General features: G+C 44.5%; 20 protein-coding genes. 16 read left to right on the top strand and 4 right to left on the bottom strand.

Annotation, left to right across the window (positions count from 1 at the left end; all coding sequences use genetic code 11):
- The first annotated feature begins 216 nt into the window (after nucleotides 1-216).
- Together ACWQAU_RS00275 and ACWQAU_RS00270 are read left to right on the top strand one after the other, a co-directional pair.
- Nucleotides 217-1,239, top strand: a complete 1,023-nt coding sequence (locus ACWQAU_RS00275) for a YdcF family protein (RefSeq protein WP_015379808.1) — start codon at nucleotides 217-219, stop codon at nucleotides 1,237-1,239.
- 82 nt (nucleotides 1,240-1,321) lie between these two features.
- Nucleotides 1,322-2,308: a hypothetical protein gene (locus ACWQAU_RS00270; protein WP_015825144.1), complete on the top strand. Its 987-nt coding sequence runs from the start codon at nucleotides 1,322-1,324 to the stop codon at nucleotides 2,306-2,308.
- 169 nt (nucleotides 2,309-2,477) lie between these two features.
- Here ACWQAU_RS00270 and yidA read toward each other — a convergent pair whose 3' ends face one another.
- The 3 genes from yidA to ACWQAU_RS00255 are packed head-to-tail and all read right to left on the bottom strand — an operon-like array spanning nucleotide 2,478 to nucleotide 5,606.
- Nucleotides 2,478-3,287, bottom strand: a complete 810-nt coding sequence (gene yidA / locus ACWQAU_RS00265; RefSeq protein WP_015379810.1) for a sugar-phosphatase — start codon at nucleotides 3,285-3,287, stop codon at nucleotides 2,478-2,480.
- A gap of 19 nt (nucleotides 3,288-3,306) precedes the next feature.
- On the bottom strand, nucleotides 3,307-4,659 hold the full coding sequence (locus ACWQAU_RS00260; protein ID WP_003643832.1) for an HD domain-containing protein: 1,353 nt from the start codon (nucleotides 4,657-4,659) through the stop codon (nucleotides 3,307-3,309).
- 14 nt (nucleotides 4,660-4,673) lie between these two features.
- On the bottom strand, nucleotides 4,674-5,606 hold the full coding sequence (locus tag ACWQAU_RS00255; RefSeq protein ID WP_027821488.1) for a lipoate--protein ligase family protein: 933 nt from the start codon (nucleotides 5,604-5,606) through the stop codon (nucleotides 4,674-4,676).
- A gap of 41 nt (nucleotides 5,607-5,647) precedes the next feature.
- On the opposite strand from ACWQAU_RS00255, the gene ACWQAU_RS00250 reads away from it, so the two are divergent.
- From ACWQAU_RS00250 to ACWQAU_RS00190, 13 genes are all read left to right on the top strand, one after another.
- Complete coding sequence (locus tag ACWQAU_RS00250; RefSeq protein ID WP_259401851.1) at nucleotides 5,648-5,779, top strand: hypothetical protein; 132 nt, start codon at nucleotides 5,648-5,650, stop codon at nucleotides 5,777-5,779.
- Between the two features lie 189 nt (nucleotides 5,780-5,968).
- The gene (locus tag ACWQAU_RS00245; protein WP_003642040.1) at nucleotides 5,969-6,409 is read left to right on the top strand and encodes a YwiB family protein; all 441 of its coding nucleotides are present in this window, start codon (nucleotides 5,969-5,971) and stop codon (nucleotides 6,407-6,409) included.
- A gap of 44 nt (nucleotides 6,410-6,453) precedes the next feature.
- The gene (gene rpoE, locus ACWQAU_RS00240) at nucleotides 6,454-7,062 is read left to right on the top strand and encodes a DNA-directed RNA polymerase subunit delta (protein ID WP_003642041.1); all 609 of its coding nucleotides are present in this window, start codon (nucleotides 6,454-6,456) and stop codon (nucleotides 7,060-7,062) included.
- 172 nt (nucleotides 7,063-7,234) lie between these two features.
- A complete protein-coding gene (locus ACWQAU_RS00235; RefSeq protein WP_003642042.1) occupies nucleotides 7,235-8,848 on the top strand; it encodes a CTP synthase in 1,614 nt (537 codons plus the stop codon).
- Nucleotides 8,849-9,314: 466 nt separating this feature from the next.
- Nucleotides 9,315-10,586, top strand: coding sequence for a serine--tRNA ligase (gene serS, locus ACWQAU_RS00230; protein WP_003646511.1), 1,272 nt, complete (start codon nucleotides 9,315-9,317; stop codon nucleotides 10,584-10,586).
- 351 nt (nucleotides 10,587-10,937) lie between these two features.
- Entirely contained in the window at nucleotides 10,938-12,218 is a 1,281-nt protein-coding gene (locus ACWQAU_RS00225) for a serine transporter (RefSeq protein ID WP_003642044.1), read from the top strand.
- A gap of 369 nt (nucleotides 12,219-12,587) precedes the next feature.
- Nucleotides 12,588-13,241 carry an L-serine ammonia-lyase, iron-sulfur-dependent subunit beta gene (gene sdaAB, locus ACWQAU_RS00220; RefSeq protein WP_003646512.1) on the top strand — a complete coding sequence of 218 codons (654 nt, stop codon included), beginning with the start codon at nucleotides 12,588-12,590 and terminating at the stop codon, nucleotides 13,239-13,241.
- Between the two features lie 18 nt (nucleotides 13,242-13,259).
- Nucleotides 13,260-14,159, top strand: coding sequence for an L-serine ammonia-lyase, iron-sulfur-dependent, subunit alpha (gene sdaAA / locus ACWQAU_RS00215; protein ID WP_003646513.1), 900 nt, complete (start codon nucleotides 13,260-13,262; stop codon nucleotides 14,157-14,159).
- A 151-nt stretch (nucleotides 14,160-14,310) separates the two neighbouring features.
- A complete protein-coding gene (locus tag ACWQAU_RS00210) occupies nucleotides 14,311-15,039 on the top strand; it encodes a helix-turn-helix transcriptional regulator (protein WP_027821487.1) in 729 nt (242 codons plus the stop codon).
- Nucleotides 15,040-15,617: 578 nt separating this feature from the next.
- Nucleotides 15,618-15,812 carry a hypothetical protein gene (locus ACWQAU_RS00205; RefSeq protein ID WP_011101039.1) on the top strand — a complete coding sequence of 65 codons (195 nt, stop codon included), beginning with the start codon at nucleotides 15,618-15,620 and terminating at the stop codon, nucleotides 15,810-15,812.
- Between the two features lie 542 nt (nucleotides 15,813-16,354).
- Complete coding sequence (locus tag ACWQAU_RS00200; protein WP_003642050.1) at nucleotides 16,355-17,635, top strand: UDP-N-acetylglucosamine 1-carboxyvinyltransferase; 1,281 nt, start codon at nucleotides 16,355-16,357, stop codon at nucleotides 17,633-17,635.
- Between the two features lie 29 nt (nucleotides 17,636-17,664).
- Nucleotides 17,665-18,957: a transcription termination factor Rho gene (gene rho / locus ACWQAU_RS00195; RefSeq protein WP_003642051.1), complete on the top strand. Its 1,293-nt coding sequence runs from the start codon at nucleotides 17,665-17,667 to the stop codon at nucleotides 18,955-18,957.
- Between the two features lie 126 nt (nucleotides 18,958-19,083).
- Nucleotides 19,084-19,329, top strand: coding sequence for a type B 50S ribosomal protein L31 (locus ACWQAU_RS00190; RefSeq protein ID WP_003637671.1), 246 nt, complete (start codon nucleotides 19,084-19,086; stop codon nucleotides 19,327-19,329).
- Nucleotides 19,330-19,461: 132 nt separating this feature from the next.
- Here the strand turns inward: ACWQAU_RS00190 and ACWQAU_RS00185 are convergent, their stop codons facing one another.
- Complete coding sequence (locus tag ACWQAU_RS00185; protein WP_003646515.1) at nucleotides 19,462-20,598, bottom strand: baeRF6 domain-containing protein; 1,137 nt, start codon at nucleotides 20,596-20,598, stop codon at nucleotides 19,462-19,464.
- A 198-nt stretch (nucleotides 20,599-20,796) separates the two neighbouring features.
- Here ACWQAU_RS00185 and ACWQAU_RS00180 point away from each other — a divergent pair, with 198 nt between their 5' ends.
- Nucleotides 20,797-21,501 carry a class A sortase gene (locus ACWQAU_RS00180; protein WP_003642053.1) on the top strand — a complete coding sequence of 235 codons (705 nt, stop codon included), beginning with the start codon at nucleotides 20,797-20,799 and terminating at the stop codon, nucleotides 21,499-21,501.
- Nucleotides 21,502-21,537: the final 36 nt, after the last annotated feature.

Genomic DNA, 21,537 nt, shown 5'->3' with positions numbered 1-21,537 from the left:
GTAAAGGTGTTGTTTGGTGGGCATTGTGACCTAGTCAAAGTTGGACTGGACGCCGTATATCAACGAATCTTTCGTTTTGGCGTGCTTCAACATTAATTAGGTGATGGCGCGGAACGGATAACGGACCAACGTCGGGCTACCGGCGTCCTTTTTTTATCCATAAACACTAGCACGAATCCTTAAAATGATTACAATATAAGTTAAGGGGGTGTTGCGATGACACCGTTTTATTGGGGTAGTTTGGCCCTTGCTAGTGCGTTGACCTTGCAATTGACGGACCGGCGGCATTGGTTAACGGGACATCTTTTTTTGATTGCAGTCATTGGCATTTTGTTAAGCGCTTACCATCGATTCAGTGCGCAGGCAAGTCCTACTTGGCAATTCATGTTGGTCGGTGCAAAAATCTTGGCTTATACGTTGTTGCCAATTGTAATTTTGATTGTGGGCATTAGTTTTGTCAGGTATAGTTACCGATTGATTCGCAAGGAGGGCTGGGCGTTTCATTACAGCTTGCTAGCAATCGTCGGTGGCGTATTAGTCATAATGTTGATCCTATCAGTCATCAACTTAGGCGTTTGGCACTCACGGCGCTTATGGCAGTTCTTAGGCCTGGCGTTATTATTGACGGCGTATTTTGCGTTCAGCTTTTTCGCCTACCTATTAGCTTGCGTCACGACCAGGTTGGGTCGGCACCGACAAATCGATTACATGATCGTCTTAGGCGCGGGATTGATGCCGAACGGCCAGCCAACGCGAACACTAGCATATCGGCTTCAGGCGGCAGCGAAGTACTACCGGGCGCAGCGGGCGCGTTATCATCAGCCAATCACGATCGTTGTTTCGGGTGGTCAGGGGCCTGATGAAGTCATGGCTGAGAGTACCGCAATGCGGCAGTACTTGGTTGATCAGGGGGTTCCCAGAGACGCCATTCAAGAAGAAAATCAGTCAACGTCGACGATTGAGAATCTAAAATTTTCGCACGCACTAATTGTGCGGCAGCAACCGTTTTATCGCGCCGTGATTGTCACGAGCGGCTATCACGTTTTACGGGCTAATATTTTTGCTCGGCAGCTGCACCTGAACTTAACGGGAATCGGGGCGCACACCCCACTGTATTATTTGCCATTTGCTATGTTTCGGGAATACTTGGCCTTAATTGTGATGTATCGGTGGGCCAACTTAGTGGCGGTACTTGGTTTAACGGCTTATTACGTGGCGGCGTTAGTTAGGTTAATTTAGTATAATCGCGTCTCGGAGCTTTGAAAAAACTGACATTGCGATTAATGGTATAATGGAGAATGATAAAAAGGAGGGGTTTGCCGTGGATCATGCCTATCGATCATCTTGGCCACTGTTTGTAATCGTCCTGATTGGATTGATTACACTTTCAGGCTGTGCCAAAAATACCGGAGGCGTAACCGCAAGTTCGGCAACGACCGCAACTGGTAACAGTACAACGGCCGTTTTAACCAAAGCTGATCAGCAAATTTCGCAACAAAAAATTGCCGCTGCCCAGAAGACTTTAGCGGGTGCTTCTGAATCAACTCCAGCGATCAAAAAGTTAGCCCTTGGGTTAAAGTATTATCAGGAAGCTGAAGAAGCACTTGATAATAATCAGCTCAGTCTAGCAAAGGGTTATTTTGACACGTTAAGTAGTTATGATGGCACGACTGACGCCAGTTTTATTGCTGCTCGGCAAAAGCTCGTCAAGCAGTACCAGGCGGTCAAGCTAGCCAATGGTTACTATAACGCTGCCCGTGATGAATTAAGTATTCATGATTTGGCCACTGCGAAGGCCAATATTGATAAGTTGGACGATGTGCAAGCCACACATCCGGTTATCAAAAAATTACAGAAAAAAGCTTTGGCAATGAAACAAGCCATTATGAATTATGAGGCGTCGCAATCAACTAGTTCTGGTAGTGATAGCTCAACGGTTGTCAGTTCGAGTTCTGCGGCTAGTGCGAGTGATAGTAGGACGTCTTCAAGCAGTACGAGTAGTACTAGTGCCGATAGTTCAACGATGACAAGTTCGTCGAATAGCAGCGCGTCTGCCAGCAGTAGTTCTTCAGAGCTGACAACTTCGGCGATCATCAAACAGTTTCAGGATGCGTCCGGTGTTACGTTTACTTCGGATACCGAATTTAATATTACTAAGGAGACTAGTGCTTATTATCAGATTACCGCAATCTATGCGACGAATGAGTCTAGTTCTTCTGCTTCCAAGACAGTAACGGATACTTATCGTTATTATCCGGATAGTGGTAGTGTTACTAAGGAAAATAGTGCAACTGGTAGTTTCGAATAACCAGCATTAAAAAGTGACGATCAGGTAATGACTGATCGTCACTTTTTTGCTTGACTGGATTGTTTAGAAAACGCTGGGTAACGGTCATAACAGTGATAAAAAAGCAACGCTCACGGCACGTTAAAAACGAGCCATTAGCGTTGCTTGAATTAGTTTGAAAAATAGTAGCTTAGGCGAGTGCCCAAGTGTTAATGGCGTGTGCGACCCCGTCTTCAACGTTAGTCTTGGTTTCATAACGGGCAATTTGCTTGGCCTCATCAATGGCGTTACCCATCGCAACACTGTTGGTTGCGTAACGCAGCATACTCAAATCGTTACCTTGATCACCAATCGCCATGACTTCATCAGCAGTTAAGTTCAGATGGTCGGTCAACGTGGCTAGGGCGTTACCCTTGCTAGCGGCGGGATTCATGAATTCTAGGAAATACGCTTCTGAGCGAACAATGGTAAAGCGTTTGGAGAATGACGCTGGTAATTGCTTGATGGCTGCATCCAGTAGTGGGCCGTGATCGATGAACATGCACTTGACGATTGGTAAGTCTGGGCGCATTTCTTCGGGCGTCCGGAACCGAATCGGCATATTGACGAGTGCACTTTCGCCGACCGTATAAGGGCTGATATTTCGATTGGCGGTGTAGATATGGTCTTCACTTTCAACGTGACAATGGATATTGAGTTTTCGGCTGAGCGTTTCAATGTCGATATAATCGTCATGTGACAGAGTAAGTCCTGTGATGATCTTGCCAGTAATTGTCTGAACCATTGAGCCATTAAAAGTAATGACGTAATTATCTTCACCAGCGATTCCAAGTTGCTTTAAAAAGGGCGTGACGCCACTTAATGGCCGTCCCGTACAAATGACGACTTTGATTCCTTGCGCGTTAGCGGCGTTAATCGCTTGAACGGTTGCGGGATTTAGTTCGCTGTGCTCATTGAGTAAGGTGCCGTCCATATCGATGGCGATAAGCTTGACTGACATAATAATAATTCCTCCAAAATTAGTGTGGTACGACCAGACGATCGTTTAAAATATATTGCTGGAATTCTTGGTAAATTGGTTTAAATAAATCGTTTTCGGCGTTTTTGCTGAGCATTTCTTTTGGAAAGAAAAACCGCTGATCGCCAGAGACTTTCCCGGTGATGGCTCGCACTAGGTCACTGACGGTGGATAGTTCTAGTAAGGAACCGTCTTTTTGTTGCAGTTCAATCTGGGTACGCGGCTTCTTCATCTTAGGATCATAGGCGTCGTAAGGGAGATCGTAACTGTCGTTGATGTCAGTGTAGTAGTGCGTATCAAAGCCGGCTTGTTCAATTAATTTTTGTAACGTTGGAATTAGCGGTTGAGTCGTTGCATCGACTCGTGCTGATTTTAAGGGACGCCGGTCTAAGAAACGGGTTGCTAGGTCAGCGAGAATTTGATCACGGCTATCACGCCAATGGCTAAAATAAGTGTTTAAGACGCCATCGTCTAACCGTAAATAATCGTGTAACGTAAAGTTATTATTGAAAAACGGCAATAACATCACTGGTGTGGCTTCAGCGTCGACCGCGTGGCTTTGATAAAGATCGTTAGCCCGTTCCAGTAGGCGATCTAGGATGACTTCCATGGAACGTGATACTGGATGGAAATAGACTTGCATGTACATCTGGAAGCGACTGACAATGTAATCTTCGACCGCGTGCATGCCTTCCATCGCAAATGTAATGCCGCCTTGATACGGCTTCATAACGCGCAAAATACGGGTCAAATCAAAATTGCCGTAATTCGTACCCGTGAAGTACGAATCTCGCAGTAGGTAGTCCATCCGATCGGCATCGATTTGACTAGAAATCATCTGGACGACTTGGGGATTCGGGTACGTTTTTTGAATGACGGCCGCAACTTGGGCCGGGAAGTCAGGCGAGACTTGCTGTAAGACCTGATTGACCTCGGTTTCAGGTGATGTCAAAATCTGAACAGTTAGGGCTTCATGGTCGGTGTGAAAGATGTGCTCGAATGTGTGTGAGTATGGCCCGTGACCGATATCGTGTAACAGGGCGGCGCATAGTGCGACCAATCGCTCGTGATCATCCCAACCACCGTCACCAGGGGCCTGGGTCGGGTAGTTACGTTCGAAGTTATCGCAAATACGGCGTGTAATCTCATAAACACCGAGGCAATGTCCAAAGCGGGAGTGTTCTGCACCGTGGAAGGTCAGCGAGGTCGTACCGAGTTGCTTAATACGGCGCAGTCGTTGAAATTCCGAGGTGTTGATCAAATCGAGAATGACTTGATGTTGGATATAAATGTAATCATGGACCGGGTCACGAAAGACTTTCTCCATGGGTAATAGTTGCTGGCGATAGGCCAAATTAATTCCTTCTTTCAGTGATGCAAGCGTTGTTGTCGGCGTTGCATTTGTTGATAGGCTTGATTTAAGTGTGCTTGAAATTCAGGTTCTTCGGTGACTAACGGCAAACTTGTTGTGTCGACCGTCCCATGTTGAGCTAGGATGGCTATAAAACGAGCTTGTGTAGCGGTAGTGTCAGTCGGCGCTGCCAAAGCGTCAGCAACGGTCGTCATGACTTGTGGATCAACATCTGGAAACCGCGCGTCATGGTGACCGGCTAAGCTGACTTGGTAAAAACGCTGAATGAGTTGACTACGGGCCATCTGATCGCCATCAACGCTGACATACAGCATGATGACCAGCGCTTCGGCAGTGCGCCGTTGCGACATTCCGGCAATTTTACGACCGGCAATACTCAAATCATAATCACCAGGACAATAGGAGCGTGTAATCTCACCAGTCGTGATATTTAATTGTGGCCAAACTGCCTGAACGTAGTCGACCATCAATTGATATGCCGCTGTAATTGAATAGCGTTCACGAGTTGCTGGAAGAAATAAGGAGACGTTTAGTACACCAGGGTCAGCAACTACGGCTAGCCCACCTGAATTACGGAGCATGACCTGATAACCGGCAGCGTGTAGATCTGCTAAGCCAGCAGTTAGCCGTGGCAAGCGTTGGTCTAGTAAGCCGAGAATGACGGTTGGCTGTAACTGCCAGAAATGAACGATTGGTTGCTGACGAGCCGCCGTTAACCACAGCAGGGCGTTCGTATACGCAAAACTATCCAGCATCGCTGCCGGTTCGTATTTTTGACTCAAAGTTGCAATTGTTGATTCCGTCAAGAAAGCCACCCCGTTATCCGCTATTATCGGGCACGAGGGATGTCTCATGATGAAACCGCCACCGTTGTCCGTATCATCACTAATTATACTAGAAAAATGGTACTGTTGCATTGGCTTAGACAAATCAACTTAATCTGTAGCATACCATCATAGGATAATGAAACGTGCAAGTTAGTTGGTTTTTTGTTCGTCAGCAACGTGCGGCCTATTTCGACCTCCGGGGCTGGGGGACAATTGTTGGAACACAGCCGACTCAAAAAGTTTACGCGGGTTCGAACTTTTCCCAGCAGATCTAAGCTGACCGCTTTTAGTCCTATTTTTAGTTATTTTGGCATGAATGGCTTATAATTAAACAGGAAGTTTTACGATGGGCGTGATGGGAGTCGCGCGGTCGTGAACGCTGAAAAGGATATAGCGAGTGTGGTAACACGGTGATCGTAGACGGGCGTTCAGCGTGTGATTTTGAAATATTAGGAGGTCCAAATATGGATGATTTAACAACTGGTGTGCCAGTGGCGATTCATTTAGAGACGCAGGCGCGGCAAGATGACGATACGGCGAACTATGCACTGGATGTCGATGGTCAATTGGTTCAGATGGGTGACGCGTTTTATTTACGGTATAAGGAAGTTAACGATGATGCGCCAGAACCGATTCCAGTGACGATTAAGCTGGCAGCTAATGGGGACGTCGTGTTGACGCGGAGTGCGGAGAACCGACTTCGGTTGCACTTTTCCAATGGTAAACGGGTGCGTGCTCATTATCAAACGCCTATGGGGATGCTACCTGTTGAAACGGTGACGCCGATGTTACGAGTACGGCTACGTGAACGGCCATTTTCAGGTGAGGTGAACGTTGATTACGATTTATACGCGGGTGAGCAGCTACTTGGTAACTACAAGTTGCGATTGCAATTCACGGCCTAATTTGGTATTATGTACTATAAACTGTGGAAAGGACGTGCACCAGTTTGGAACTAAAACAATTTGATGGACAAAAAAAGTCCGAATTATCTTTAATCGAGGTTGCTCACGCGATCTTATCACAACATGGTGATGTGATGGCTTTTGCCGACTTGACCAACGCTGTGCAATCATATTTAGGTAAAAGCGACGAAGAAATTCGGGAGCGTTTATCACAATTTTATACCGATCTTAATATCGATGGTAGTTTCATTTCGCTCGGTGACAATATGTGGGGCCTGCGTGCATGGTACCCATTTGAATCCATTGACGAAGCCGTTATTCATACGGACGATGACGAAGATGAGGATCGGCCAAAGCGCAAGAAGCGTAAGAAGGTTAACGCCTTCTTGGCCGATGCCGGGGATGATGACGACGTGATCGATTACGATGACGATGATCCCGAAGATGACGATAACTACGATGACGATGATGATCAGGACGACGATACTGATGATTCAGCAAGCAGCAAGTACGATGAACTTGCGGGTGTTGATGACACAGACGACGATGTTGCTGATGAAACGTTGCCAGACGGTATCGAGGGTCAATTATCAGAGTTAAATGATGACGATGATGATGACGACTACGATGACGAAGACGACGAATCGAAATAAGCTTTTCAAGATTTTTCCTTGACGAAAAGGGAATCTCCTTGTATTATCTTATTTGGGCTCTCTGGTAGAAATACCTGAGACAAACGATCGTATTAGCTCCCTATTTCTGTTGAAATAGGGAGCTTTCTTTATTTATACCACCCCACGAAATAAATCTTTAAGGAGTTATCACATGACCAAATATATTTTTGTAACTGGTGGCGTTGTGTCATCCATTGGTAAAGGTATCGTCGCTGCTTCGCTAGGGCGTTTATTGAAGAACCGGGGCTTAAAGGTCACGATTCAAAAGTTTGATCCCTATATCAACGTTGATCCTGGTACGATGAGTCCTTATCAACACGGTGAAGTCTTCGTGACCGATGATGGGACCGAAACTGACTTAGACCTTGGACATTATGAACGTTTTATCGACATTAACCTTAATAAATATTCAAATGTTACCACCGGTAAGATTTATTCAGAAGTTCTGCAAAAGGAACGGCGGGGCGATTATTTAGGCGCCACGGTGCAAGTGATTCCGCATATCACGAACGCTATCAAGGAAAAAATCATGCGTGCGGGTACGACGACGGATTCCGATATCGTGATTACTGAAATCGGTGGGACGGTCGGTGATATCGAATCCTTGCCATTTATTGAAGCGCTACGGCAAATGAAGAGTGATTTAGGTTCCGACAATGTTTTCTATATCCATACCACATTGATCCCATATTTACGGGCAGCTGGTGAAATGAAGACGAAGCCAACGCAACATTCTGTTAAGGAATTGCGGAGTTATGGGATTCAGCCGAACATGTTAGTTGTCCGGACTGAACAACCAATTACGCGGGAAATGCGGAATAAGATTGCGTCCTTCTGTGACGTGGAACCAGAAGCAGTCATTGAATCCTTAGACGTTAAGACGATTTATTCAATTCCGTTGAATGTTCAGAAACAAAACATGGACCAAATCGTCCTTGACCATTTTGATGTACAGGCACCTAAGGCCGACATGAGTGAATGGATTGACTTAGAACATCATGTTCAGAACTTATCACGGACCATCAAGATTGCGCTAGTCGGAAAATACGTCGCTTTACAGGATGCTTATATCTCAGTGACGGAAGCATTGAAGCATGCTGGCTATACGGATGATGCCGACATTGATTTGAAGAAGATTTCTGCTGAAGATGTTACGCCAGAAAATGTCGAAGAACTACTCGGCGATGCTGACGGAATCTTAGTTCCTGGTGGCTTTGGTGATCGGGGAATTGAAGGTAAGATTACGGCAATCAAGTATGCCCGTGAAAACGACGTGCCATTCTTAGGTATCTGCTTGGGAATGCAAATGGCCAGTGTCGAATTTGCACGTAACGTACTTGGATTGAAGGATGCTAACTCTGCTGAAATCGATCCGAAGACGCCGGACAATATTATTGATTTGATGGCCGACCAAGAAGACGTTGAAGACATGGGTGGAACGCAACGTTTAGGCGCTTACCCTTGCAAGCTGAAGCCGGGAACTGTGGCGGCTAAAGCTTATCACAATGAAGAAGTTGTGATGGAACGTCATCGCCACCGTTATGAATTCAATAATAAGTATCGTGAAGCAATGGCTGCTAAGGGCATGGTCTTCTCCGGAACTTCGCCTGACAACCGGCTCGTCGAAGTGATTGAATTACCAAAGAAGCGCTTCTTCGTGGCCTCACAATATCATCCAGAATTCTTATCACGGCCTAACCGTCCAGAAGGGTTATTCAAGGCATTCATCGATGCCGCTAACCAGACTGGTAAAGTGAAGGCATAAATTTAGTACGGTAGAATTAAGAATAAAGCACGCCAGCGAATTGTTGGTGTGCTTTTTTTGTTGGGCGGCCACGGGCTTGATTAGGTCACCGATATTCACAGTGACAACTGGTGTTGCGAAAATACATGGTAACAATAAATGGTTCTCTTGATAATAGAAAAATAAAATGATAATAAAAAACTATTGACAATAAATGGCGGGAGGTCTAGATTATAAGTGTAAATTGAAAGCGCAAACATAATGGGTTAGTAGTTAATCTGGTTATTTAGAAAGCCAACGGTTGCTGAAAGTTGGTTGATTGGACTGATGAATCCGCCATTTAGCGTTTGACTTCATTTTTAAGAGGTCGCGGTGAGACGATATACTCGTAGAGCAGTAAATTGGGTGGTACCACGTTGATAAAAAACGTCCCATAGTCTTTTAGGTGAAGGCTATGGGACGTTTTAATTTTAAGGAGGCTTTTCGTATGTTAAATCCAAAGTTTGTTCGTAATAACCCAGAACTTGTTAAGACTAAGCTCCAGACTCGGAAGGTTGATCCGGCTGAGGTTGATGAATACTTACAGTTAGACCAACAAAACCGGGATGCAATTACCAAGGTTGAAGGATTGAAGAAACAGAAAAACCAGTTGACGGAACAAATTGGGCAAAGTGATCCGCAATCGGAAGCGGGCCAAGCCCTCATTCAACAAGTCAAACAGCTGAATGGTGATATTAAGAGTACGGAAGCGGCCCAAACGGAAGTAAACGATCGGCTTCATTACTTAGCGATTCGCTTCCCGAATTTACCTGCCGATGATGTACCAGTCGGTCCTGACGAAGATAGCAATGTTGAGATGCGTAAGCACGGCGATATTCCAACGTTTGATTTTAAACCTAAGGCGCACTGGGAATTGGGCGAAAGCTTAGGAATCTTGGATTTTGACCGGGCAGCAAAAGTCGCGGGCGCGCGCTTTGTTTATTATAAGGATGCGGGTGCACTCTTAGAACGGGCGGTTTACAGCTTTATGCTAGATCTGCACACACAAAAGCAAGGGTACCATGAAATTATTCCGCCATACTTGGTGAACGCTCAGACAATGTATGGAACTGGGCAATTTCCGAAGTTCAAAGAAGACGTCTACACGGTTGAATCTTCAGGAATGACGTTGATCCCGACGGCTGAAGTACCGCTGACCAATTACTATGCGAATGAAATCTTATCTGAAGATCAATTGCCAACGTACTTCACGGCGATGACGCCTTGTTATCGCTCCGAAGCTGGGAGTGCGGGGCGTGATACCCGGGGCTTGATTCGTATGCACCAATTTCACAAAGTCGAGATGGTCAAGTACTGTAAACCTGAGAATTCATACGATGAGCTCGAAAAATTAACGGATAATGCCGAAGAAGTGTTGCGCGAATTAGGGCTTGCATACCATGTTATTAAGCTTTCAACGGGGGATACTGGTTTCTCATCAGCCAAGACCTATGATGTGGAAGTATGGATGCCAGAACAAGGCGTTTATCGGGAAATCAGTTCATGCTCTAACTGCTTGGACTTCCAAGCACGGCGGGCGATGATTCGTTACCGGAAAGCTGATGGGACGGTCGATTACGTCCACACGTTGAATGGTTCTGGACTTGCTGTTGGCCGGACGGTAGCTGCGATTTTGGAAAATTATCAACAAGCCGATGGCACGGTTAAGATTCCTAAGGTGCTCCAACCTTACATGCATGGTATGACAGAGATAAAATAAAATTATTATGAGAATAAATTATTATTCAAATAATTCATTTGAATGTTAAACTTAATATCACTAGGATTGAGATGGATACAGGCTAGGACTGTTATGGTAATCTCAGTCCTTTTTAATTTGGTGTTAAAAATGCTTAATTTTTATAATTGAAATCACATGAACGGTAATTGTCACCATGATAATATTTTATCATGAAGAAAAGGTTTTCACGGCACTAAAGTGATGTTTATCACAAAGTGGCGTTTTACAACGAGTCGAGACGTTAAATCTAATGGGAGGGTTATTCATGCAGGTTATGTTAGCACATTCTCTGGTGTGACCAGAACAACGTTATAAAAAGGAGATTTAAAAATGACAAATATATTTAAGGGTTGGAGAAAAAATGATACTTTTTGGATGCTAAGTTTGTTCGGAACCGCGATTGGGGCCGGCGTGCTATTCTTACCGATTGGAGTTGGCACGGCAGGTATTCTTGGTATCATCATGATACTTATTTTGGCTTTGCCAACCACATTTTTTGCTCACAGGGGCCTGAGTAGGTTTGTCTTGTCGGCTAAAAATGATGGTGATGACATTACTGATGTTGTTGAACAACATTTTGGCTTTAAGATTGGATTGCTTTTTACCATTATTTATTTCTTCTCCATTTATCCAATCTTATTAGTTTATTCTGTTTCTATTACGAATACTGTATCGAAATTTATTACCGACCAAATGCACATGCAAACACCACCTCGTTGGCTGTTGTCGCTAGTACTTGTTGGGATTCTCATTGGAATTGCTCGCTTTGGTACCTCTTTGATTACCAAAGTTATGAGTGGCCTGGCCTTTCCATTTATTATTGTAATCGTTCTGTTTTCCTTTTATCTTATTCCACATTGGAACGGCGCAATCCTCTCAACATTTTCCAGTTCCGTATCTGGGGGACATTTGGTTGGCACTTTAGGAAACTTGTGGTTACTTATTCCCGTTATGATCTTTTCGTTTAACCATTCTCCGATTATCTCTTCATTTTCCGTTGCCGAACGTAAAGAATATAGTGGAGAAGGTAAGGACAAAGTCGATAAAAAGATTTCGACAATTCTATTGTCGGCCGAAACGTTGATGGTCATTGTCGCAATGTTCTTTGTTATTAGTTGTACATTGGCGTTGACTCCAGACCAAATCCTTGAAGCTAAAAATGAAAATGTTTCAATCCTTGATTACGTTGCGACTGCTTTCAATAATCCAATTATTAAATATGTTTCTCCCGTAATTGCTTTTATTGCAATCGCCAAGTCCTTTTTAGGACATTATCTAGGAACGAGTGAAGGCTTACGTGGGATTATTCGTAAGATGGAAGAAAAATCTAACAAGACGCTTTCAAGTCGAACTGTTTCGACAATTGTTGATCTTGTTCTGCTACTAAGTGCCTGGATAGTTGCCTGGGTCAATCCTTCCATTATGGGAATGATTGAAACCATCATTGGACCAATCATTGCGTTTATCTTGTTCTTGATGCCAATGTATGCCATTCATAAAAGTCCTAAGTTACAGCAATATGCCGGCAAACACAGCAATGTCTTTGTTGTGGTAATTGGATTAATCGCAGTTAGTGGTATCCTGTTCAATATCATCAAATTGTTTATTTAGTAATCTGACTAAAATACGAGATGAATTCACATTGGTTAATATTATTGAAGCCAATTTTTGTCATAAATCTCGTTGCTAGTGTTATTGACGAGATTCGCATGACGGTGTTGGGGTTCGTGAGGGTCGCGAATCGAATGACCATACTGGAGGCTGGATTAATCACAACGGCGGAATTAATTCAGAAATGAAAGCTTTGATGCAACGGCTTTATGTTTTCTGATCAGTACAACTGTGGTGCTTGCTTGTGCCGTAACTTCAAGATTCATAAAGTTTCGAAACGATGTACTGACGATGAATGCGCAAAGAAGCGCTAGTTGCCCGTACCAAAGCTTAATTTAACGTGATGATTCAAATAGGAGGATGACTAAAATGACGGTGAATTACAAGAGTGTTTTTGATATTATTGGCCCGATTATGATTGGACCTTCCAGTTCCCATACTGCGGGGGCGTGTGCGATTGGTCGAGCAGCGAATAGCATTTTTCAGGAGAAACCGACAGATATTGTCATTCATTACTATGAATCATTTGCGCAAACCCACAAGGGCCACGGAACGGACTATGCGATTATCAGTGGCATTCTTGGTTTTGATCCTGATGATAGCCGGGTTCCATATGCCATTGGTTTGGCCCGAGATCAGGGGATAAATATTACCTTTATCGAAGAGCCTGGTGATAGCCCAATCAACCACCCGAACACTGCCATCATTGACTTAAAAAATGATGATAAGCAAGTGACGGTCGCTGGATGTTCAATCGGGGGTGGAACCATCGAAATTCGTGAAATCAAGATGGATGGTTTTGATGTTAAACCCAAAGGGCCACTTCCTATCTTGTTAGTTCAAGGTGGTGAGAATGACCATCAGCACGTAACCAAACAGTTGGCTGATCTGACTAAAGTAAACGACCAGCAGCAGTACAAGACGGCTCGGGGCAATTTATATGAATATGATTTGGATCGCCGCCTCAAACAGGATGAAATCAAAAAATTAGCGCAGGGACACGCAAATTTAGTTTACTTATAATCAGGGAGGTCAGTTATGATGTACATGAGCGTAGCAGAACTGGTAACAGCGGCCAAGGAGACCAAGAAGCCGATCTACGAATTAATGATTGAACAAGAGATGGAAACATCGCAAACGAGTCGTGAAGAAATCTGGCACACGATGGGCCGGAATCTAGACGTCATGGAAGCAGCTGTTAATAAAGGGGCTGCAGGCGACGGGGTCTATTCAACAACTGGTTTAACTGGTGGTGAAGCTGTTCTCTTGAAAAAGTATCGTCAAAAAGGGCACACTTTATCCGGCGATACGATGATGCAAGCTGTTCAGAACGCAATCTCAACCAATGAAGTTAATGCTTCGATGGGAGTCGTTTGTGCGACACCAACGGCTGGATCGACGGGGACACTACCTGGTGTGATTTTCACGCTGAAGGACCGAATGAACCTCAACCGTGACCAGATGATCCAATTTCTATTTACCGCTGGCGCTTTTGGGATGGTCATAGCTAATAATGCTGGGATTGCTGGTGCGACTGGCGGTTGCCAAGCTGAAGTTGGTAGCGCTTCTGCGATGGGCGCTGCGGCCGCGGTTGAAGTTGCTGGTGGGACGCCTGAACAAAGTGCTGAGGCTTTGGCGATGGCAATCAGTAACTTGATGGGATTAGTGTGTGATCCCGTTGCTGGGTTAGTTGAACTACCGTGTGTTAAACGGAATGCGATTGGGGTCGGTAATGCGTTGATTGCGGCTGACATGGCTTTGGCTGGCTGCACGAACAAGATTCCAGCGGATGAAGTCATTGCAGCGATGGATAAAGTCGGTAAGGGCTTGCCAAAGGCACTTCGGGAAACTGGACTGGGTGGCTTAGCGGCGACGCCAACCGGTATTCGGATGAAGGAAAAGATTTTTGGACGATCGACTAATTCACAAGTTCATGCATAAAAAATGTCGCAGAAAGATGATGAGCTGACTAAAGGCGGTATCATCTTTTTTAATTAGATGTTTATATCGTTACATGTATTAACATTTTATCAGTGTGATAAAATAATATTAAGTCATAACGTTGTAAAAAAATAGTGAGGTGAGTGCCGTTATGCAAAAACCATTAACAGCTGAGCAAGAATACGTGCGCGAGTTTATTCCGTTTGTTGATTTTTTAGCAGATATCTTAGGCCCCAGTAGTGAAGTTGTCCTGAACGACTTGTTGGATTTAAACCACTCCGTTGTGGCAATTCGTAATTCCCACATATCACATCGACAAGTTGGCGATCCTGCAACTGACTTAGCGTTGCGAACGATGAAGGCCGGTAAAACTGAAAAGCGTGATTATCTAGCCAACTACAAGGGTGTTTCGCAAGGGAAGCACTCACTACGATCATCAACTTATTTTTTGCGATTAGATGGTGAAATCGTCGGGATGATTTGTATTAATACGGATGATAGTGCCCTAGACGATCTGCAGGAACAAGTGTTGAAGGTAATGGCGAGTTACAAACATTTGAACTCACCAACGATTCATCAACTCAAAGGAACACCAGCTAACGAGAAGGCCCATGACACGCCGGTCGCGCCGGAACATCTAACCACTTCTATCACTGATTTAGCTCGGGAAGTGACCCAGGCTGTCTGTGCTAAGTATGGCGTCTCTGTTGAATATTTAAAGCAAAATGAAAAATTAGAAATCGTTCGTAGCTTATACCACCAAGGTTACTTCCTATTGAAGGATTCAGTTAGTGAAGCCGCCAAAGTGCTCAAAGTCTCTGATCCGAGTGTTTATCGTTATTTGCAGACCGTCAAAGATGAGGATCTCCAGCAGGATTAAACGATGTAATTGTAAGCGATTAACGTCATGAAACCCTGTCAAAATTTAGTGCAGCCATAGTGGCGAAACTGTGAGGAAGCTACTCTGAGTTCCCGGACAGGTAAGAATCATGGTCACCACCGTAAAAATGCGGCAGCCAACACAACAAGTTTGTGTAAGGGCTGCCGCATTTTAAGTTTTAAACTGAGCAATCAAATATCCCGTTGTTCAGTGATGGCCGGTCGCAATTATTGTGGATGTTAGTGCCAGGGTAGCGTGTGTTTTTATGGGATTCGGGTTGGAACGCAGCCGATTTTTATGATAATTTGTTTAGAATGATATTATTGAGGATGACAGCGGGGATTTTCTATGTCTTATCAAAACGGGGGTATTAATGATTTTATTAATTTAGTTATCAACTGATTATCATCATGATAAATCTCATGCAATTCTCATTAGCTGACATCAAGCTAAAAGGCTGATGTAGCAGGGGGTAATTGCTATTATTATCAATTATCAAAGATTATCAAATCGTATCATAGACCGTTGATCATTATATTATATGGTATTATGGTGAATAATAAATGGAGGTGATGCCAATGTTGACACCAAACGAAATTCGACGTCGGTTACGACGCGATTTGGTTACTATTGCCGAAGCTTATCAAATTGGTTTTGAGAGCCGTCTATACACAGAAGCTGAGTATGAAAACTTAAAGCAGACGTTATTGCAGTTGCGTGAACTTAATATGAACCCCCAACATATGGAACAGCTACTTGCGATTAACGGGTAACGGAATGTTACTAAATTAAATAAGGAAGTGATTAGTCATGAATGCTGATAGTCCATCAGGTTCAATTCAGTCCAGAGAGTGCTAATGCCAGTGAAATTTATCACGCGCATTAGCACTCTTCTATTTTTCTAGCGGGCGGTGTGTTAATAATCATTTAGGACTTGAGTAGGATTAAAATAGGTCGCTTAGTTGAATTATTATTCGGTATCACGTCGCTCCCAATCATCGTATGGAGTACATAGTATGACAGTAGTAAAATCGGTGGACAATCGTGGCGTTAATTACGTGACAATGTTAACTGTTGATGTCAGAATGAATTGTACAGCATCGCACGTCTTGGTGGCACCTTAAATTACGCAGATTTAGCTTAATTATCTTACAAAATCGTTCATGAAAGCGTTTGAATTAGTCGAGTTAATGATTTTATTGCGTAAAAAGATTACAGTTTCCTGATATTGGTTGTATTTTTGACGGACATTCTTTATTATGGTTAATGATTGTATGATACAGTGTGACACTTATTTAGCGAGGAAAGTTATGTTATGAAAAAAATGATAATCCATGGCGGAAAACGACTTTCTGGGGAATTAACGATCGGTGGCGCAAAAAATAGTACCGTCGCACTGATTCCTGCTGCGATTCTTGCAGACACTCCGGTCCAATTCGATACGGTTCCGCACATCTTAGACGTTCACAACTTACGGCTCATCTTAGAGTCGATGAACGTCCATTCCACTTTTGAAAACGATGTTCTAACAATTGATCCAACAAATATTGAAGAATCTGAATTACCAAGTCATGCCATTAAAAGCTTGCGAGCTTCTTACTACTTTATGGGGGCCTTACTCGGTCGTTTTAACCGTGCAACGGTGACTTTCCCTGGTGGTGATAATATTGGTCCACGACCAATTGATCAGCATATCAAGGGTTTTAAGGCGCTCGGCGCTAACGTCGTTGAAGAGAATGACTCTGTCTTTATCTCAACGGGCACAGAGGGCCTTCACGGAGCGCGCATCTTTTTAGACGTGGTTTCCGTTGGGGCGACGATCAACATTATTTTGGCTGCCGTCAAAGCTCATGGTACGACCACGATTGAAAATGCGGCTAAAGAGCCTGAAATCATTGATTTAGCGACTTTTTTGAATAATATGGGCGCTAAAATTCGGGGTGCTGGTACCGACGTAATTCGAATCGAAGGCGTTCCGGCACTGCATTCGCGGGCAACCCATACGATTATTCCTGATCGGATTGAGACGGGAACGTATCTATCCCTGGCTGCTTCGATTGGGGACGGTATTTTGCTAAAGAATGTGATCCCTGAACATATGGAGTCATTCACGGCAAAACTAGTCGAAATGGGTGTCGATTTACAGATTAATGAAGATAGTATTTACGTCCCACGGTCCAATGATTTGGACCCAATTCGGGTTAAAACAATGACTTACCCAGGCTTTGCCACTGATTTGCAACAACCAATCACCCCATTATTATTGCGTGCTAACGGTAGTAGCGTGGTGATTGATACGATTTATCCGCAACGCACGCAACACGTTGAACAGTTACGTAAGATGGGGGCGGACATTCGCGTTCAAGATAACTTGATTGTCGTGGGTCATTCTTCCCACTTACAAGGTGCACATGTCGAGGCCGGTGAGATTCGGTCTGGGGCGGCACTAATGATTGCTGGTCTCGCGGCTAGTGGCGTTACGGAAATTAGTCGCGCTGACAATATTCTACGTGGCTATGATCGGGTCATCGATAAATTGCATACACTTGGTGCGGATGTGGAAATTGCAGCCGACGAAGAAGTTCCCGAAAACTAACGATGTACAGCTAAGAAAGAACAGTGGTTATGGAAAAAATTTTAACAATGCACGATCTCGAGCAGAAAACGTTAAAAGAAATTTATAACTATGCTCGTGAGTATAAAATTTCTTATTATTCGCAAATGAATAAAAAGGAACTCTCATTAGCCGTTCTCCGTGAGCAGGATAAAAAGCGGGGCTTTGTACAAATGGAAGGCGTCTTGGAAATTATTAGCCAAGAGGGCTATGGCTTTTTGCGGCCAATTAATTATGGGCCTTCGCAGGAAGATATTTATATTTCTCAGTCGCAGATTCATCGCTTTGGTCTTCGTAACGGAGACTATGTGGCTGGTCAAGCCCGGCCACCGCGACCTAACGAACGGTATTACGGTTTAATGCGGGTAGGGACGGTTAACGGTAAGGATCCTAATGAGGCCAAGCAACGGCCCCATTTTCCAGCGTTAACACCACTTTATCCACAAAAACAAATTAAGTTATCGACAACGGCCGCCGTTTTAGCGACCCGTTTGATTGATACTTTTGTCCCGATTGGCTTCGGTCAACGGGGCTTAATTGTCGCACCTCCTAAAGCCGGTAAGACGACGCTGTTAAAGAATATTGCAAATGGCATCGTCGCCAATTATCCAGACGCTAAGCTGATTATGTTACTGATTGATGAACGGCCCGAAGAAGTGACTGATTTAGAGCGGTCAATCAAGGGAGAAGTGGTGAGTTCGACTTTTGATCAACAACCACAAAATCACGTGCGTGTTGCGGAATTGGTGCTTGAACGTGCGCGGCGCCTAGTTGAAGACAAACAGGATGTGATTATCTTATTGGATTCGATTACCCGGCTTACGCGGGCATATAATTTGGTCATCCCGTCTAGCGGGCGGACGTTGTCTGGTGGGGTCGATCCCACGGCGTTTTACAAGCCCAAGCGATTCTTCGGTTCCGCGCGCAATATCGAGGAAGGTGGTAGCCTAACGATTTTAGGCACCGCGTTAGTCGATACGGGTAGCCGGATGGACGACATGATTTATGAAGAATTCAAAGGAACTGGCAACTCAGAATTACAGCTATCCCGCGAGTTAGCTGAACGGCGGGTCTTCCCGGCGCTAGACTTGAAGCAATCTAGTACGCGTAAAGAGGAATTGTTGGTTAGTCGTAAGAATTTGGAGCCAGTCTGGCAGATTCGGCGATCAATGACTGGCAACGCGTTAGAGTACACCGAACAGCTTTTACAATTTTTAAAACACACGAAGACCAACACTGAGTTTGTTCGTGATCTAGCTAGCTTAAAGTTCACTGGTCAATCAACCCGGCGGTCGCGTCGTTAATACTGGCAGGCAGGCTACTTTGTAGGTTGACGGGAAGCTGTGATTCGTGATAACATGTTTATCGTTGGTTAAAACTATGATAATCTCTGTTTCAGCAAATGATTCAGGGCAAAGGAGCGAAATACAATGCAAAAAGGAATTCATCCAGATTACCATTTAGTTGTGTTCCAAGACTCAACTACTGGTTTTAAGTTCATCTCTGGTTCAACAGCAACTTCAGCAGAAACTGTTGAATGGGAAGATGGTAATACTTACCCATTGATCCGTGTTGAAATTACGTCAGATTCACATCCATTCTACACTGGTAAGCAAAAGTTTACCAAGGCCGATGGTGCGGTCGATCGTTTCAACAAGAAATACGGTCTCAAATAAGCAGACAATTAAACGGCGTTCCGGCTTCGGCTGGGGCGTCTTTTTTGTATGTGCAAATCATCGACACTCACAAACAAAGCCGCACCAGTTCGAGTAATGAACTGATGCGGCTTTGTCTCACTTACGATATGATTAGTAGCGCATAATCGCGAGAGCAGCGGTTTCTACGGGCATCCGGTCTGCGGGGATGATTCGGATTTGCCCGTTCATGGCAATCACGACATCGACCAGGTCGTCAATTAAATTATCAGGAGCAGCAATTGGATCATTTAATTGAACATCGGCCGCTGGTAAGGAGCCGGCAACATTCGCGTCTGCGGCGACAATCAAGGTGTCGATCCGCCCACTTAGTGCTGGCTTGATCATGTCAAAAGGATCGGCCAATGCTAACTGGCGGGACTTAGCCTGATCATAACGTTCTAGTAAAATGTCGGCTAATTGGGTATGCCACATCGTCTGAACGGGTTCTGTGGCTGTTTGCATTGCGCCCACCGTTAAGTTTTTCGGTGACTTATTGATCATGAGGTGTTGTGACAAGTACGGATTCTTGTTGACGGCACGGAAGACTGCCTGGTTATGTGGTAGTCCCATTAAGATCAATGGCCGTCGCGTCTTTTGTGAATGGGCCTGAACGTACTGCGCCACTTGTTGGTAATAATTTCGTTGGTCAATATCGCGTTCTTCGGCCTTCGCATTATGACCATGATAGTTGGCACCGTGAACGGGGCTGGCGTTGAAATTCAGGTCACCGCCACGTTTTTCAGTGCCCAATGCTTCTGTCAGGGTGCGGGGGGCCTCAGCTGGCAAATCAAGTTCGACGAAACTGCCATCACGTTGGGCGTAGAGCGCCATGCTATCTTCATTGAGTGCTAGCAAGTCGAAGTCGAATTGATGCTGGCGGTCGGCTAGTACTGGGCGAATAGCTGGCATGCTATTGACGCTGACATGGTTGTCAGTGGGATATTGTAAGTCGAAAATGTGTAGGTCACGACTGTTAGTGATGATGCCTGTCTGAGGGCCAGTGTGCTGTAACCAGAAGGCGTTGTCATTAATTAATTGCTCTAGTTGCGTCGCGTATGGCGCAAATTCGGTTTTCGGAAAGTGGTGGGCCATCTGGGTTTCAGCTTCATTAACTAATTGTTTGAATTGTAAGCGGCGGCGATTGAGGTCGTTGAGCACAACGGCCGTGTTGAGGTAAATTGCAATGTATGGGCCATCCTCACGTTGTTGCATTAGTTGATTGAGATCGTTTTTTACCATCGTTTCCATAGGTCCAACCTGCTTTCTGTTTTTGATACAATTAGCATAACAAGAATCTGATTACGGACGCAAATATAATGATTATGATAAGCTATAGATAATTCTAACGAACTAAACGAATTCGGGGCTTTATTATGCGAACTAATTAAGGTATATTTACCGTAGAACCTTTGATAAAGGGCGTAAACAAATTAGGAGGCGGGATTAATGAAGTCCAAGCAACATCCCGGGTTAAAGTGGTTAGGTCGGGGCGTTTTTGTCCTGCTGGTGCTAGTATCATTGGCATTAATTTTCAATGAACAGATCAAGAGCTGGTTAGTGAGTTCATACTCGCCGACCGTTACGGCTAAGACGGTTAAGCAGAATACGAAGAAGAAGAGCGATTTTAACTTCTCAAAGGTCAAGTCACTTGACTTTCAGACCGTTGCCAAGGCCCGCATGAATAAGAATGCAATCAACGTGATTGGCTCGATTGCGATTCCGTCCGTTGATTTGTACCTGCCAATCGGTAATGGTGTCAGCAATGAAACGTTAGCATTGGCGGCTGGCACGATGAAAGCTAATCAGAAGATGGGGCAGGGTAACTACGCGTTGGCTGGTCACCATATGATCAAGCATGGCGCACTATTCAGTCCGTTGTACTATAAGAGCAAGGTTGGCCAAATGATTTATGTGAGTGATGCCAAAAAGATTTATGCGTATAAGACGAGTCAGCGAACATTCATTAAAGCAACTGATGTCCAAGTAATTGATGATGTTCCTGGTCAGAAGCTGATTACCCTAATTACCTGTGATAAGACCGGGGCGGGTCGCTTAATGATTCGCGGTAAGTACGAACAGCAATGGTCGTTTAAGTCGGCGCCAACTCAGGTTCAGAAGGCCTTTACAAGTCATTTTAATAACAAATATTAACAATTATTACATTCTAGGGGTATCGATATCTTCTAA

It is taken from the genome of Lactiplantibacillus sp. 3062 (genome assembly GCF_055413545.1).
The sequence above is the reverse complement of the archived record's forward strand: the minus strand, read 5'-3'. Positions and strand labels throughout refer to the sequence as shown.